The following is a 15,130-nucleotide window of genomic DNA, read 5'->3' as shown; positions in this document are numbered from 1 at the left end:
GGCCCGCCACAGGCCGCGGGTGCACTGGTGTGGCCCCGGTCGCGGGGCGCCTCCCACCCTATCGATCCCGGGGACGGCGAAGAGCCCCGTCCGGGGACCGGACGGGGCTCCTGCCGTGGCGATCAGTCGATCATTCGGCGACCGGGGGGACCTGCCCCCTCACTCGGCGCCGGGGCACTCAGTGGTGGCCGTGGCCGGCCTCGATCTCCTTGAACTCCTCCAGCGTGGGCTTCTCGATCTGGTTGCCCTCGCCGTAGTACGCCTGGCTCAGCTTGGCGCGGAGCTTCTCCGATCCCTTCACCTTGCGCTCGACACCGTTCTCGTCGACCGTCGGGCCGATCTCGGCCGGCTTGTACTGCTCGTGCGCGGTGAGGGTGTGCAGCTGCTCCTGGGAGAGCGGCTCGTGCACCTCGATGAACTCGCCGTGCGGCAGGCGCTTGATGATGCCGGTCTCGCGACCGTGCAGCACCTTCTCCTTGTCGCGGCGCTGCAGGCCGAGGCAGATCCGCTTGGTGGCGATGAACACCAGCACCGGGACCACGAACATGCCGATCCGGACGAACCAGGTGATCGCGTTGATCGACAGGTTGAAGTGGGTGGCCCACAGGTCGTTGCCGCCACCGACCAGCAGCACGAAGTACAGCGCGATCCAGGCCGCGCCGAACGCGGTACGGGTCGGGGCGTTGCGCGGGCGGTCCAGGATGTGGTGCTCGCGCTTGTCGCCGGTGACCCAGGACTCGATGAACGGGTAGACCGCGATCGCGACCAGGACCAGACCGAAGACCATCAGCGGGATGAAGACGCCCAGGACCAGGGTGTGGCCCCAGAAGTTGATCTCCCAGCCCGGCATGATGCGGATCAGGCCCTCGGAGAAGCCCATGTACCAGTCGGGCTGCGCGTTGGTCGACACCTGGTCCGGACGGTACGGGCCGATGTTCCAGATCGGGTTGATCGTGGCGATCGCCGAGATCGCCGCGATGACGCCGAACACCAGGAAGAAGAACCCGCCGGCCTTCGCCATGTACACCGGCAGCAGCGGCATGCCCACGACGTTGTTGTTGGTACGGCCGGGACCCGCGAACTGCGTGTGCTTGTGGTAGAAGACCAGGATCAGGTGCGCCACCACGAGGCCGAGCATGATGCCCGGCAGCAGCAGGATGTGGATCGAGTAGAACCTGGCGATGATGTCCGTGCCGGGGAACTCCCCGCCGAACAGGAACATCGACACGTACGTGCCGACGACCGGGATCGACAGGATCGCGCCCTGCATGAAGCGGATACCGGTGCCGGAGAGCAGGTCGTCCGGGAGCGAGTAGCCGGTGAAACCGGTGAACATGCCCAGGACGAACAGCAGGAAGCCGAACAGCCAGTTGATCTCACGCGGCTTGCGGAACGCGCCCGTGAAGAACACGCGCATCATGTGCACGAACATGCCGGCCAGGAAGACCAGCGCCGCCCAGTGGTGGATCTGCCGGATGAGCAGACCGCCGCGGACCTCGAACGAGATGTTCACGGTCGACTCGAACGCCTGGGACATCAGCTGTCCCTGCAGCGGCACGTACGAACCGTGGTACTCCACCTCCGCCATCGACGGGTGGAAGAACAGCGTCAGGTACACACCCGTGAGGATGATGATGATGAAGCTGTAGAGGCAGATCTCACCCAGCATGAACGACCAGTGGTCGGGGAAGATCTTGCGCATGTTGGCCTTGGCCAGGGAGTAGATCCCCAGGCGGCCGTCGGCCCAGTCGGCCACGCGCTCGCCGGCCGGGGCCTTCCCGCGCGAGCGGGAGGGCTCGTTGGCAGTTGTGGTGCTACTCATGATTCTCCGCGCTCCCAGAAGGCCGGACCGACGGGCTCCGCGAAGTCGTCGAGGGCCTCGAGGTAACCCTCGTCGTTCACGCCGATGCGGAGCTGCGGCAGGGCGTGACCGGCGGGACCGAAGATGACTCGGGCGCCGTCGGCGAGGTCGAAGGTGGACTGGTGGCAGGGGCACAGCACGTGGTGCGTCTGCTGCTCGTACAGGGAGATCGGGCAGCCGACGTGGGTGCAGATCTTGGAGTACGCCACGATGCCCTCGTGCGACCACTCCAGCTCGCGCTTGTCCTTGATGTCCTCCGGCTCGAGCCGGACGAGCATCAGGGCCGCCTTCGCGATCTCCTTCTGGAAGTCGTGGTCGTGCTCGTGCAGACCCTCCGGCATGGCGAAGGTCAGCGAGCCCACGGCGATGTCCGACGGACGCAGCGGCTCGTGGGTGTTCATGTTCACGAGCAGCTTGCCCTTGGACCACAGGGTGTGCCGCAGCTTGGTGCCGGGCATCGGGCCCAGCTCACGCAGCAGGACGACGCCGGAGAGCGGGACCAGGGTCAGCGCGCCCAGCAGCGTGTTGCGCATGAGCTTGCGCCGGCCGAAGCCGATGCCGGACTCGGTGACGCCTTCCTTGAAGTCGGCGAACACCTTCTCGCGGGTCTCCGGGGAGGCCTCGATCGGGTGACGCTCGTCGGCGACCTCCACGTCGGACATCAGGGTGCGCGCCCAGTGGACGGCGCCCGCGCCGATCGCGAACAGCGCCACGCCCAGGGTCAGGCCCAGGGAGAAGTTCAGGGCGCTGATGTGGCCGAGGGGGAAGACGTAGATGACCTTGTCGACCGGCAGCGCCACGAAGGCGGCGATGAAGCCGACGGTCGCCAGCATCGACAGGGTGAAGAGACCGGCGACGATGCGCTCGGAGCGCTTCGCGGCCTTCTCGTCGACGTCCTGGATACGGTGCTCGTGGGGCGGGAGCCCCGGGTCGGCGAACGGGTTGTCCTCGTCCGCCACCCCCAGCGCACCGTGTGCGTGGGCCTGCTTCTGCGGCAGGTTGTCTTCGGAAATGTCGTGGCTACTCATGACTTCTTGGCCTTTGCGGTCCGAGCGGCGACCCAGACGGCGACGGCGACGAGGGCGCCCAGACCGAACACCCAGCCGAAGAGACCCTCGGCCACGGGGCCGAAGCCGCCGATCTTCAGGCCGCCGGGCGTCACGGACTCTTCGCCGTTGACCGTGTTGAGGTACGCGATGATGTCTCGCTTCTCCTGCTCCGGCATGATCGTGTCCGGGAAGGAGGGCATGTTCTGCGGGCCGGTCAGCATCGCCTGGTAGATGTGCTTGGGGTCCACATCGGAGAGGTCCGGCGCGTACTTGCCGTGGGTCAGGGCGCCGCCCTCACCGGTGAAGTTGTGGCACTGGGCACAGTTGGTGCGGTACAGCTGGCCGCCGTTGGCGATGTCCGCGCCCGCGGGGTCGTACTGCTCGGTGGTCGGAACCGCCGGGCCGGCGCCCAGGGACGCGACGTACGCCGCGAGCTGGTCGATCTCGGCCTGCGTGTAGGCGACCTTCTTCTTGGGGACCTGCTGGCTCGGCTGCTGGGCGGGCATACGGCCGGTGCCGACCTGGAAGTCGACAGCGGCCGCGCCGACGCCGACCAGCGTAGGACCGTCGGAGGTGCCCTGACCGCCGGTGCCGTGGCAGCTGGCGCAGCCCACGGTGTAGAGCTTCTTGCCCTCGTCGATGGCGAGGGACTGGGCTGTTTCTTCGGCCTTCGCCTCGCCCGCGGGCGCGAACGCGGCGTACAGCCCCCCCGTGGCCGCCAGCGCGAGGATGAGGACGACGATCGCCGCCAGCGGATGGCGTCGTCGTGCGGAGAGCTTTTTCACGGATTACCCCGGTGTCAGGATCTTCTGCGTCGATGCTTCTGGAATGGGAGAGGCCGTGGACGGCCTGCCCGACTACTTGATCATGTAGATCGTGGCGAAGAGGCCGATCCAGACGACATCGACGAAGTGCCAGTAGTAGGACACGACGATCGCGGCCGTCGCCTGCTCGTGGGTGAACCGCCGGGCCGCGTAGGTACGGCCCAGGACGAACAGGAAGGCGATGAGGCCGCCTGTCACGTGAAGTCCGTGGAAGCCGGTGGTCAGGTAGAACACGGAGCCGTACGGGTCGGACGAGAGCGTCAGGCCCTCGTGCGCCACCAGGGCCGTGTACTCGTACACCTGACCGCCGACGAAGATCGCACCCATGATGAAGGTGACGATGAACCACATCCGGAGCTTCTTCACGTCGCCCCGCTCGGCGGCGAACACGCCGAGCTGACAGGTGAGGGAGGAGAGCACCAGGATCGTGGTGTTGGCCGCCGAGAACGGGAAGTTCAGCGTGTCGGCCATTTCCTTCCAGTGATCGGTACCCGTAACCGATCGCAGGGTGAAGTACATCGCGAAGAGGGCCGCGAAGAACATCAGCTCGGAACTCAGCCAGATGATGGTTCCGACGCTGGTGAGGTTCGGCCTGTTGACCGACGGGTGCGCGTGCCCGGTTTCTACTGTCGTTGCTGTCGCCACGACCGACATTATGTCGGTCGCTTATCCCGCCCTCACTCCCGGGGGTGCCGTTCGGAGTGTCTGGGCCCCACGACTGGGCCGTACGGCCCGCACCCGGGGTGCCGGAAGGCCCCTCGAACCGGTGGCGAACACGTGTGCCGGGCGGTGTCGGCGGGGTGTCGTGAGGAGTAGCATCCGCGGCATCGGTACCCGTGGTTCAGGTGGTTCCCGTTCCACAGTTCCCCATCCCGGTTCTATCTTGCGGAGGCACGGATGCAGGCGACCGCGACGGTGCTGCTCTACAGCGACGACGCCAACACCCGGGAACAGGTCCGGCTCGCCGTCGGACGGCGTCCGGCCGCGGACGTGCCGCCCGTGGAGTTCGTCGAGTGCGCCACCCCCGAGGCGGTGGTCCGTGAGCTCGACAAGGGCGGGATCGACGTCTGCGTCCTGGACGGCGAGGCCGTTCCCATGGGCGGCATGGGCGTCTGCCGCCAGATCAAGGACGAGATCTTCCGCTGCCCGCCGGTGCTGCTGCTGATGGCCCGCCCGCAGGACGCCTGGCTGGCCACCTGGTGCCGGGCGGACGCGGCGGTGACCATGCCGGTGGACCCGGTGGAGTGCGCCGAGGCCCTGGCCGGGCTGCTGCGCCGCCGGGCGGCCCTGACGGGCTGAGCGGCACCCCCGGCGCTTCCGGCGCTCCTGGCGCTCAAGGCGCTCAAGACGCTCCGGGGGACGACGTGAGGGGGTGGCGGGGCCCGCGCGGGCCCCGCCACCCTTTCGGCTCTTCTCACCCGTGCGGGTCGGGGCTCAGTGCGACTGCGGGGACAGGCGCGCGCGGTCGGCGGGCCCGGGCGCCCCGGCGCCCTCGCCGCTGAGAGCGGAGCCGGCCTGCCACTTCTCCCAGTCCAGGTTCCAGTCGCCGAAGCCGTTGCCGAACGGCTCCATCATGTCGCCGGCGGAGTTGACCACCTCGACGACGTCACCCTCCCGGACGTTCTCGAAGAACCACTCGGCGTTCTCCGTGCTCATGCCGGTGCAGCCGTGGCTGACGTTGGCGACGCCCTGCGAGCCCACCGACCAGGGGGCGGCGTGCACGTACTCGCCGCTCCAGGTCACCCGGGTGGCGAAGTGCACCGGCAGGTCGTACGACTCCGCGCTGCCCTCGGCGATGCCGATGCTGGTGCCGCGCATGCGTACGAAGCGCTCCTTGGCGAGCACCACCTTGACGCCGTTGCGGGTGTCGAAGCCGGGCTTGCCGGTGGTCACCGGGAACGACTTGATCTCCTCGCCGTTCTTGTAGACGGTCATCCGGTGGGAGCCCGCGTCGGTGAGGGCCACCACCTTGTCGCCGATGGTGAGTTCGAGCGGGGCACTGCGCCCGCCCCACATCCGGTCGCCGACCTTTATCCCCTCCAGGTTGCTGCGGACCCGGACGGTGGCCTGGACGGGCCAGTAGTCCTTGGGCCGGAAGTGCAGCTCCTTGTCGTCCACCCAGTGCCAGGAGCCCGCCACGGCGGGCGTGGACTCCACCCGCAGGGCGCGCTCCACCACGGCACGCTGGGCGGGGCTCCTGACCGGGGCGCTCAGTTCCGCCGTGACGGGCTGCCCGACGCCGTAGGTGCCGGTCTTCGGGCCGAACGCGACGTCCAGGACCTGCTTCGCGGTCGGCTTCCCGGTGGCGAAGTTCAGGACCTTGCGCCCGGCGGCGCCGTCCTCGTCGACGGTGCTGACGCGGACCGTGTAGCGGGCGTCGCCGGCCAGCGGGGTGGTGCTGTGCCAGCGGCGGCCGTCGGCGGAGAGTTCACCGGCCAGGTAGCGGCCGGCGGAGTCGACGGCGGTGACGTCCGTCATCCGGCCCTGGAAGGAGGCGGCGGTGACCTCGAGGGGTTTGTCCGGGTCCGCCTTCCGTCCGTTGCCTATGGGCCCCTTGAGGGTGATGCCGTTGGCCGCCTGGTAGGCCTCCGGGGCGGCGAGGGGCTGTTCGGAGGAGCCGCAGGCGGCGGTGGTGGCCGCGAGGGCCGAGGCCAGCAGGACGCCGGCGGCGGTGCGGGGGCGGGTGCGCGCGGTCGTGTGGCTCATGGCACCACGCTAGGGACGGCCCGGCGACCGGGCAGCGCGTGATGGGCCGTCCGGGTGACGGCCCGGTCGCGGAGCGTGTCCGCGGGGTGCCCCCGCTCCCACCTGGGGACCCGGGGAGAACGCCGGCGCCCCGGGCCTCCCTGAGGAGACCCGGGGCGCCGGGGTGTCGCGTGCGGTGGCGCCTCCGTGGAGGCGGGCGTCACTGGGTCCGGTTCTCACCGTGGTAGTACTCGAAGACCCACCCGAAGAGACCGATCACGATGAACGGGGCCGAGAAGTACATCAGCCACCAGCCGATCGCGACCGACAGGAAGGCGAACGCTCCGCCGAGGCCCAGCAGCAGCGGCTGCCAGCTGTGCGGGGAGAAGAAGCCCAGCTCGCCGGCCTCGTCCGCGACGTCGGCCTCCTTGTCGTCCTGCGCCATCTGGTCGACCCGCCGGGCCGTGAAGGCCAGGTAGTAGCCGACCATGATGCACAGGCCGAACGCCAGGAAGAGCGCCGTGGTACCGACCGGCTCCTTCGACCACAGACCGTAGACGATCGCCACGGCCAGGATGAAGACGCTCAGCCAGATGAACATCTTGCCCTGGATCTTCACTTGCCGGCCTCCTTTCCACCAGCGAGGGCAGCCCCCTCGACGTCGCGGTTCTCGAGCTCGTCGAGGGCCGCCAGGTCGGGGTGGTGCAGGTCGAACGCCGGGGATTCACTGCGGATCCGCGGCAGGGTGAGGAAGTTGTGGCGCGGCGGCGGGCAGGAGGTCGCCCACTCCAGCGAACGGCCGTAGCCCCACGGGTCGTCCACGCCGACCGGCTTGCCGTACTTGGCGGTCTTCCAGACGTTGTAGATGAACGGCAGGAAGGAGAGGCCGAGGACGAACGAGCCGATGGTGGACACCGTGTTGAGGGCGGTGAAGCCGTCGGCGGCCAGGTAGTCCGCGTAGCGGCGCGGCATGCCCTCGGCACCCAGCCAGTGCTGCACCAGGAAGGTGCCGTGGAAGCCGACGAACAGCGTCCAGAAGGTGATCTTGCCGAGACGCTCGTCGAGCATCTTGCCGGTGAACTTCGGCCACCAGAAGTGGAAGCCGGCGAACATCGCGAACACCACGGTGCCGAACACCACGTAGTGGAAGTGCGCCACCACGAAGTAGGAGTCGGAGATGTGGAAGTCCAGCGGCGGCGAGGCCAGGATCACGCCGGTCAGACCACCGAAGAGGAAGGTGACCAGGAAGCCGACCGACCAGAGCATCGGCGTCTCGAAGGACAGCGAGCCCTTCCACATGGTGCCGATCCAGTTGAAGAACTTCACACCGGTCGGTACCGCGATCAGGAAGGTCATGAAGGAGAAGAACGGCAGCAGCACACCGCCGGTGACGTACATGTGGTGCGCCCACACCGTCACCGAGAGACCGGCGATCGCGATGGTCGCGCCGACCAGACCCATGTAGCCGAAGATCGGCTTGCGGGAGAAGACCGGGATGACCTCGGAGACGATGCCGAAGAACGGCAGCGCGATGATGTACACCTCGGGGTGGCCGAAGAACCAGAAGAGGTGCTGCCACAGCAGGGCGCCGCCGTTGGACGGGTCGAAGATGTGGGTGCCGAACTTCCGGTCGGCCTCCAGCGCGAAGAGCGCGGCGGCGAGGACCGGGAAGGCGAGCAGGACCAGGACACCGGTCAGCAGCACGTTCCACGTGAAGATCGGCATGCGGAACATGGTCATGCCGGGCGCGCGCATGCAGATGATCGTGGTGATGAAGTTGACCGAGCCGAGGATGGTGCCGAAGCCCGAGAGGGCCAGACCCATGATCCAGAGGTCACCGCCGAGACCCGGCGAGTGGATGGCGTCGGACAGCGGGCTGTAGGCGAACCAGCCGAAGTCGGCGGCGCCCTGCGGCGTGAGGAAGCCGCCCACCGCGATCGTCGAGCCGAACAGGTAGAGCCAGTAGGCGAACATGTTCAGCCGCGGGAACGCCACGTCGGGCGCGCCGATCTGCAGCGGCATGATCCAGTTCGCGAAGCCGGCGAACAGCGGCGTCGCGAACATCAGCAGCATGATCGTGCCGTGCATCGTGAACGCCTGGTTGAACTGCTCGTTCGAGATCAGCTGCGTGCCCGGACGGGCCAGCTCGGCGCGCATGAGCAGCGCCATCACGCCGCCGACGCAGAAGAAGATGAACGAGGTGACCAGGTAGAGCGTGCCGATCGTCTTGTGGTCGGTGGTGGTGAGCCACTTGACCACGAGGTTGCCCGGCGTCTTGGTGCGAACCGGGTGCTCGTCCTGGTAGTACGAGCCCGGAGCGGCACCCTGGGGTTGGTTGAGGATGCTCACAGTACGTTCGTCTCCCGGTTCTTCTCGTGGCTCGTCTGCGCGATGCCGGCGGGAACGTAACCGGTCTGCCCCTTCTCAGCGAGTTCCTTGAGGTGCTGCTCGTACCGCTCGGGGGAGACGACCTTCACGTTGAACAGCATGCGGGAGTGGTCGACACCGCAGAGTTCGGCGCACTTGCCCTTGAAGGTGCCCTCCTTGGAGGGGGTCACCTCGAAGACGTTGGTGTGGCCCGGGATCACGTCCTGCTTCATCAGGAACGGAACCGTCCAGAAGGAGTGGATCACGTCGCGCGAGGTGAGCACGAAGCGGACCTTCTGGCCCTTGGGCAGCCAGAGCGTCGGCCCGGGGTCGCCGTTCTGCGGGTTCCGCGTGGCGGGGATGCCGAAGTCGTGGACGCCGCCGGCGTTCTCCGGGAACGCCTTCCGGAACTTGTCCGGGATGGCGTCCAGGTTCTTGTCGGTCTTCGCGTCACCGGAAACGCCGTCGACGTTCTCGATGTAGTTGAAGCCCCAGCTCCACTGGTAGCCGACGACGTTGACCGTCACGTCGGGCTTGTCCACGGTCTCGAGGAGCTTGGCCTCGTCGCGGGCGGTGAAGTAGAAGAACACCGAGACGATGATCAGCGGGACGATCGTGTACAGCGCCTCGAGCGGCATGTTGTAGCGGGTCTGCGGAGGCACTTCCACCTTGGTCCGGCTGCGCCGGTGGTAGAAGGAACTCCACAGGATCAGTCCCCACACGAGCACGCCGGTGGCCAGCGCGGCTGCCCAGGTGCCCTGCCACAGGAAGAGGATCCGCGGAGCCTCTTCCGTGGTCGGGGTGGGCATGCCGAGGCGAGGGAAGTCCTCGTATGTGCAACCAGTCGCGGTCGCCAGGACCAGGCCCGCAGTCAGTGCCTGCAGCAGCTTCCGCCGCATCGGGCGCCGCGGCGAGCGGTCGGAGCCGTTGGGACTCACGTAGCGCCTTCCCGAGAGTCTCGCCCGCGCTGGTTGGCTGCGGCCTTAACGCTGGTCGGTCGCCGTCCTGCGTCGGGCAGGGGTTTGGATGTTTATGCGGACCAAACCCTACTGGACGCTTTTTGGGGTCGCGCGAGGAGGGTCCCCCAACGCGCCGCCCGACACCCCGAAGGGGTGGCCGCACGGACGGGCGCCGTCCGTTTGCCCTCCCGACGGCGCGTCGTTTTCACCCGATTGACGGTCCCTCGTCTCCAGTGGCCGTGCTCCGCGGGCGCGGCGCCCGCCGCACCGAAGAAGGGCCGAACGGCCCGGTAGCGTACGGGCGTGCCGTACTTCGACGCCGCCTCCGCGGTCCCCCTCCATACCGTCGCCCGCCAGGCCCTCCAGGCGTCCCTGGACGAGGGGTGGGCCGACCCGGCCCGCCTCCACCGGGAGGGCCGCCGGGCCCGGTTGCTGCTGGACGCCGCGCGCGAGGCCGCCGCGGAGGCGGTGGGCTGCCGCCCGGACGAGCTGACGTTCACCACCTCCGGAACCCGTGCCGTGCACACCGGCGTGGCGGGCGCGCTCGCCGGCCGGCGCCGGGTCGGACACCACCTGATCGTGTCAGCGGTCGAACACTCCTGCGTGCTGCACGCGGCGGAGGCGCACGAGGCCGGCGGCGGCACGGTGACCCGGGTCGGCGTGGACCGGGGCGGCGCGGTGGACGCGGCGGAGTTCGCCGGCGCGCTGCGCGCGGACACCGCGCTGGCCTGCCTGCAGTCCGCCAACCACGAGGTGGGCACGGTGCAGCCGGTGGCCGAGGCCGCCGAGGCGTGCCGGTCGGCCGGGGTGCCGCTGCTGGTGGACGCGGCGCAGTCGCTGGCCTGGGGTCCGGTGGAGGGCGCCTGGTCGCTGCTGGCGGCGAGCGCCCACAAGTGGGGCGGGCCGGCCGGGGTGGGCCTGCTCGCGGTCCGCAAGGGGGTGCGGTTCTCGCCGCCCGGGCCGGCGGACGACCGGGAGTCGGGGCGGGCGCCGGGGTTCGAGAACATCCCCGCGGTGGTGGCGGCCGCCGCCTCGCTGCGGGCGGTGCGGGCCGAGGCCGCGGCGGAGGCGGCGCGACTGCGGGAGCTCACCGGGCGGATCCGGGCGCGGGTCCCGGAGCTGCTGACCGACGTGGAGGTGGTGGGCGACCCGGAGCGGCGGCTGCCGGGGATCATCACCTTCTCCTGCCTCTACGTCGACGGGGAGGCGCTGCTGCACGGGCTGGACCGGGCGGGGTTCTCCGTCTCCTCCGGCTCCTCCTGCTCCAGCAGCACGCTGGTGCCGAGCCATGTGCTGCGGGCCATGGGGGTGCTGAGCGAGGGCAACGTCCGGGTGTCGCTGCCGCCGGGGACGCGGGACGAGGACGTGGAGGCGTTCCTCGACGTGCTGCCGGGGGTGGTGTCCTCGGTGCGGGCGCAGCTGGGGGCGCCCTCGGCGCGGGAGGAGACCGGCGGGGCGGCGCCGTCGGGGGACGAGCGGGTGGTCGACACGCTGGGGCGGCGGTGTCCGATCCCGGTGATCGAGCTGGCGAAGGTCATCGGGGACGTGCCGGTCGGGGGTGTCGTGCGGGTGCTCTCCGACGACAAGGCGGCGCGGCTGGACATCCCGGCGTGGTGCGAGATGCGGGGGCAGCGGTACCTGGGCGAGACCCCCGCCCCGGGGGGCGGGGTCGCCTACCTGGTCCGCCGCGAGCGGTAGCCGCCCCGCGCGGGCGCGGGGCGGCGTGCGTACGCGCCGGCCTGCGCCCACGCCGCCGGGGCGGACCGTTACGGGAGGGCCAGCATGCGGTCGAGGGCCAGCTTCGCGTAGGTCTCGGTCTCCCGGTCGACCTGGATCCGGTTCACCAGCTTCCCCTCGGCGAGGGACTCCAGCGCCCACACCAGGTGCGGGAGGTCGATCCGGTTCATCGTCGAGCAGAAGCACACCGTGCGGTCGAGGAAGACGACCTCCTTGCCCTCGGGGGCGAAACGGTTCGCCAGCCGCCGGACCAGGTTGAGCTCCGTGCCGATGGCCCACTTGGAGCCGGCCGGCGCCGCCTCCAGCGCCTTGATGATGTACTCCGTCGACCCGACGAAGTCCGCGGCGGCGACCACCTCGTGGCGGCACTCGGGGTGCACCAGCACGTTGACGCCCGGGATCCGCTCCCGCACGTCGTTCACCGAGTCCAGGCTGAACCGCCCGTGCACCGAGCAGTGGCCGCGCCACAGGATCATCTTCGCCGCCCGCAGCTCCTCGGCGGTGAGCCCGCCGTTCGGCTTGTGCGGGTTGTAGACGACGCAGTCCTCGAGTGACATCCCCATGTCCCGCACCGCGGTGTTGCGGCCCAGGTGCTGGTCGGGCAGGAAGAGGACCTTCTCGCCCTGCTCGAACGCCCACTCCAGCGCCCGCCTGGCGTTGGACGACGTGCAGATCAGACCGCCGTGCCGGCCGGTGAAGGCCTTGATGTCGGCGGAGGAGTTCATGTACGAGACGGGGACGACCTGCTCGGCCACGCCGGCCTCGGTCAGCACGTCCCAGCACTCGGCGACCTGCTCGGCCGTCGCCATGTCGGCCATGGAGCAGCCGGCGGCGAGGTCGGGCAGCACGACCTTCTGGTCGTCGGAGGTGAGGATGTCGGCCGACTCGGCCATGAAGTGGACGCCGCAGAAGACGATGTACTCGGCCTCCGGGCGCGCCGCGGCGTCGCGGGCGAGCTTGAAGGAGTCACCGGTGACGTCCGCGAACTGGATGACCTCGTCGCGCTGGTAGTGGTGGCCGAGCACGAAGACCTTGTCCCCGAGCTTCTCCTTGGCCGCGCGGGCGCGCTCCACCAGGTCCGGGTCGGACGGCGACGGAAGGTCGCCGGGGCACTCGACGCCCCGCTCGCTCCGCGGGTCGGCCTCGCGGCCGAGGAGGAGCAGCGCGAGCGGCGTCGGCGTTACGTCGAGCTCCTGGGGCTGGGCGGTGGTCACCACACGCACCCTTTCTGTTCTGCGGTCTCCCGGAGCGGGAGGCGGTCTTTCCCTTTTCGTCGAAATGACGCTATCTATCATAACCTCTGCCGCCCGGTTTGAGGACGGCCGATAGCGTCGATGTGACGTGAATCCCGGTCGGCCCCCCGGCCGGGCGGGCGCTGTCCTGGGTCCCGGGCGTGTGCGAGCATGAGGAGGGACGAGCGACGCCCCAGGCTCTCGGCTTCGCCCGGGCGGGGCGGAATGAATCCGCGGCCGTGCGGGTTGAATCGTCGGCAAGCAGTCTCCGTACAACCCGGGAGAGATCAGATGTCCGTATCGGACGAGAAGACCACCGTCACCGACGGCATCATCCTGAGCGACGCCGCCGCGGCCAAGGTCAAGGCCCTGCTCGACCAGGAAGGGCGTGACGACCTCGCGCTGCGCGTCGCCGTTCAGCCCGGCGGCTGCTCGGGTCTGCGTTACCAGCTGTTCTTCGACGAGCGCTCGCTCGACGGCGACGTCGTGAAGGACTTCGACGGCGTCAAGGTCGTCACCGACCGCATGAGCGCCCCGTACCTGGGCGGCGCCTCCATCGACTTCGTCGACACCATCGAGAAGCAGGGCTTCACGATCGACAACCCGAACGCCACGGGCTCCTGCGCCTGCGGCGACTCGTTCAACTGAGCCGGGCTCCCCGGCACCACCGAGGGCGGCGCTCCCCGCAAGGGGGGCGCCGCCCTCGGGCGTTGGGGGCGGGGGCTCACCGCGTCGAGGGGCGCGGCTCCTTCTCACGGGGCACGGTGCGTCCGTCCTGGTCGACCACCGCGCGGTCGCCGAGCGGCTCGGCGAGCTCCACGGTGCGGTGGTGGATCTTGGCGATCATGACGCAGACCCGGTCCTCCCACTTCTTCTCGACGACGGTGACCCGGACGCGGTCGCCCCGCTCCTCGGTCCGCACCGTGAAGTCGGAGCAGACGCCCGCCTCGAAGGCGACGGTGAGGCGGCCGTCCTCGGCCCGGTAGCCGGTGACGCGTGCCCGGTCGGTGCCGGTCCCGTCGTCCGGGCCGGTCGGCCGGGGGCTCGGTCGCTCGGTGGGCGTCGCGCCCGGCGCGGTGAGGTAGGCCGGTTCGACCGCGGGGTGGGACAGGGTCAGCAGGTCGCCCGCCTCCAGGACGCGCACCCGGAACAGCCAGGAGGGCACCAGCACCTGGCGGCCGTCCACGAAGTGCGCGGCGAGGCCGAACTCGGCGCTCTCCACGGTGGCGGTGCGCCGTTCGACCTGCTTCTCGGGGGTGCAGGGGTCGGCGGGGGGCACCTCGGCGGAGGGCCGTCCCTCTCCCCCGCCGTCGGTGTGGGGCACCGCGCTGGCGCAGCCGGGTTCGGGCGCGCCGCCGACGGCGGCGCTCAGCCGGTTGACCTCCTTGAGCGCCGTGCCGGCGCCGACCACGGGGTAGGTGTCGCCGCGGACCGGCTCGGCGAGCTGCCCGGCGCCGGAGGTCACCGAGGCGTCCGGTCCCACCCTGAGGGAGGTGGTCCACCCGTGCGTGGGCAGTCCGCCGACCAACGGCTCGACATCGACGGTCCGTTCGGCGCCCAGGGTGCCGCTCGCGTCCACCCGGCCGTCGTCCTGCCCGGCGGCCTTCAGCACCGGGTCGGCGGCGGCCCTGGCCCGCTCCTCGGACACGGGGGTCTTCCCGCCGGGCGCCGGACGGGTGAACGTCCAGGAGCCGGGCGCCTTGCGGTTGACGACCAGCCCGTCGCCGGCCTTCCACGCCGTGCCCTCGGCCCTGGGCGTGCTCTCCAGGCCGAGCGCCGCGGCCAGTGCGGCCACCCGGTCGCGGGAGACCTCTCCGTCGGTCCGGTGGACGGGGGCGGTGTCCGGCCCCTGGGGCAGCGAGCCGTCGGGGGCGACGATGTGCAGCCCCTGCGGCACCGCGCCGTAGCCGTCCAGCGGCAACGGCTCCGGCTCGGACGCCTCCGCGGGCGAGGCCGCCGCCGGCCCGCCGGCCGAGGAGGTGACGTACGTGCCCACCCCGCCGACCACCAGCACCGCCGCCGTCACCGCGGCCACCGCCAGCCGCCCCCGCGACACGGCCGGACGCCGCCCGGCCCCGGGCCCGTCCTCGCGGGAGCCGCCGCTCCCGGCCGCGTCAGCCGCCGTCGAGGGGGCCGAGGGGGCCGAGGGGCCCGTGGAGGACGCGGAGGACTCGGGGGTGGCCGGAGCCGCCGGGGTCGCCGGAGCCGCCGGGTCGTGCCCGCGCGGGCCCTGCCGGTCGGCGTCGCCCGTCGCGGGGCGCTCGCCCGGGTCCTGTTCCGCACCGGAACGTCGCGCGTCGTCGTTCACCACTGTGCTCCTCCACCTCACCAGCCGTCCGTGGCCGCACCCCTCATCAGGAGTCGCCGATGGGACGTACGCGGGGCGCACCCGGTTCCCCCCGATGGCAGACTCGCG

The 15,130-nt window shown here is 70.4% G+C and carries 13 protein-coding genes; 3 read left to right on the top strand and 10 right to left on the bottom strand.

Going from position 1 to position 15,130, the window contains the following annotated elements; all coding sequences use genetic code 11:
• Positions 1-178 precede the first annotated feature (178 nt).
• The 4 genes from qcrB to ctaE all read right to left on the bottom strand — a co-directional run bounded on the left by qcrB (position 179) and on the right by ctaE (position 4,388).
• Entirely contained in the window at positions 179-1,822 is a 1,644-nt protein-coding gene (gene qcrB, locus ACWD3O_RS17110; RefSeq protein WP_451416405.1) for a cytochrome bc1 complex cytochrome b subunit, read from the bottom strand.
• The gene (gene qcrA / locus ACWD3O_RS17105) at positions 1,819-2,889 is read right to left on the bottom strand and encodes a cytochrome bc1 complex Rieske iron-sulfur subunit (RefSeq protein ID WP_451413583.1); all 1,071 of its coding nucleotides are present in this window, start codon (positions 2,887-2,889) and stop codon (positions 1,819-1,821) included. The genes qcrB and qcrA overlap by 4 nt, the downstream gene beginning before the upstream one ends.
• Positions 2,886-3,695: a cytochrome bc1 complex diheme cytochrome c subunit gene (qcrC, locus tag ACWD3O_RS17100; RefSeq protein ID WP_451413584.1), complete on the bottom strand. Its 810-nt coding sequence runs from the start codon at positions 3,693-3,695 to the stop codon at positions 2,886-2,888. Before qcrC ends, qcrA begins: the two co-directional genes overlap by 4 nt.
• Before the next feature lie 72 nt (positions 3,696-3,767).
• Entirely contained in the window at positions 3,768-4,388 is a 621-nt protein-coding gene (ctaE, locus tag ACWD3O_RS17095) for an aa3-type cytochrome oxidase subunit III (RefSeq protein ID WP_451416404.1), read from the bottom strand.
• 243 nt (positions 4,389-4,631) lie between these two features.
• Between ctaE and ACWD3O_RS17090 the strand changes: the two genes are divergently transcribed.
• Complete coding sequence (locus ACWD3O_RS17090) at positions 4,632-5,033, top strand: hypothetical protein (protein ID WP_451416403.1); 402 nt, start codon at positions 4,632-4,634, stop codon at positions 5,031-5,033.
• Between the two features lie 135 nt (positions 5,034-5,168).
• Here ACWD3O_RS17090 and ACWD3O_RS17085 read toward each other — a convergent pair whose 3' ends face one another.
• The 4 genes from ACWD3O_RS17085 to ctaC form a co-directional block, all read right to left on the bottom strand.
• Entirely contained in the window at positions 5,169-6,440 is a 1,272-nt protein-coding gene (locus ACWD3O_RS17085; protein ID WP_451416402.1) for an Ig-like domain-containing protein, read from the bottom strand.
• Positions 6,441-6,639: 199 nt separating this feature from the next.
• Positions 6,640-7,038 (bottom strand): cytochrome c oxidase subunit 4, encoded by a 399-nt coding sequence (locus ACWD3O_RS17080; RefSeq protein ID WP_451413318.1) that lies wholly within the window; start codon positions 7,036-7,038, stop codon positions 6,640-6,642.
• On the bottom strand, positions 7,035-8,768 hold the full coding sequence (gene ctaD / locus ACWD3O_RS17075) for an aa3-type cytochrome oxidase subunit I (protein WP_451413317.1): 1,734 nt from the start codon (positions 8,766-8,768) through the stop codon (positions 7,035-7,037). Before ctaD ends, ACWD3O_RS17080 begins: the two co-directional genes overlap by 4 nt.
• On the bottom strand, positions 8,765-9,724 hold the full coding sequence (ctaC, locus tag ACWD3O_RS17070; RefSeq protein WP_451413316.1) for an aa3-type cytochrome oxidase subunit II: 960 nt from the start codon (positions 9,722-9,724) through the stop codon (positions 8,765-8,767). Before ctaC ends, ctaD begins: the two co-directional genes overlap by 4 nt.
• A gap of 324 nt (positions 9,725-10,048) precedes the next feature.
• On the opposite strand from ctaC, the gene ACWD3O_RS17065 reads away from it, so the two are divergent.
• Positions 10,049-11,443 (top strand): aminotransferase class V-fold PLP-dependent enzyme, encoded by a 1,395-nt coding sequence (locus tag ACWD3O_RS17065; RefSeq protein WP_451416401.1) that lies wholly within the window; start codon positions 10,049-10,051, stop codon positions 11,441-11,443.
• Between the two features lie 68 nt (positions 11,444-11,511).
• Here the strand turns inward: ACWD3O_RS17065 and nadA are convergent, their stop codons facing one another.
• Positions 11,512-12,696, bottom strand: coding sequence for a quinolinate synthase NadA (gene nadA, locus ACWD3O_RS17060; RefSeq protein ID WP_451413314.1), 1,185 nt, complete (start codon positions 12,694-12,696; stop codon positions 11,512-11,514).
• Positions 12,697-13,005: 309 nt separating this feature from the next.
• Between nadA and ACWD3O_RS17055 the strand changes: the two genes are divergently transcribed.
• Entirely contained in the window at positions 13,006-13,362 is a 357-nt protein-coding gene (locus ACWD3O_RS17055; protein ID WP_356138503.1) for a HesB/IscA family protein, read from the top strand.
• A 76-nt stretch (positions 13,363-13,438) separates the two neighbouring features.
• Here ACWD3O_RS17055 and ACWD3O_RS17050 read toward each other — a convergent pair whose 3' ends face one another.
• On the bottom strand, positions 13,439-15,022 hold the full coding sequence (locus ACWD3O_RS17050) for a hypothetical protein (RefSeq protein WP_451416400.1): 1,584 nt from the start codon (positions 15,020-15,022) through the stop codon (positions 13,439-13,441).
• Between the last annotated feature and the right edge of the window lie 108 nt (positions 15,023-15,130).

This window comes from Streptomyces sp. NPDC002640 (assembly GCF_053592575.1).
Note: the sequence above shows the minus strand (reverse complement) of the source record. Positions and strands in the feature narration are given on the sequence as shown.

Bases quoted from the DNA above. Each gene is read 5' to 3' on its own strand.
- ctaE (WP_451416404.1), bottom strand. From the start codon at position 4,388: ATGTCGGTCGTGGCGACAGCAACGACAGTAGAAACCGGGCACGCGCAC.
- ACWD3O_RS17085 (WP_451416402.1), bottom strand. From the start codon at position 6,440: ATGAGCCACACGACCGCGCGCACCCGCCCCCGCACCGCCGCCGGCGTC.
- qcrA (WP_451413583.1), bottom strand. From the start codon at position 2,889: ATGAGTAGCCACGACATTTCCGAAGACAACCTGCCGCAGAAGCAGGCC.
- ACWD3O_RS17055 (WP_356138503.1), top strand. From the start codon at position 13,006: ATGTCCGTATCGGACGAGAAGACCACCGTCACCGACGGCATCATCCTG.
- ACWD3O_RS17090 (WP_451416403.1), top strand. From the start codon at position 4,632: ATGCAGGCGACCGCGACGGTGCTGCTCTACAGCGACGACGCCAACACC.
- qcrB (WP_451416405.1), bottom strand. From the start codon at position 1,822: ATGAGTAGCACCACAACTGCCAACGAGCCCTCCCGCTCGCGCGGGAAG.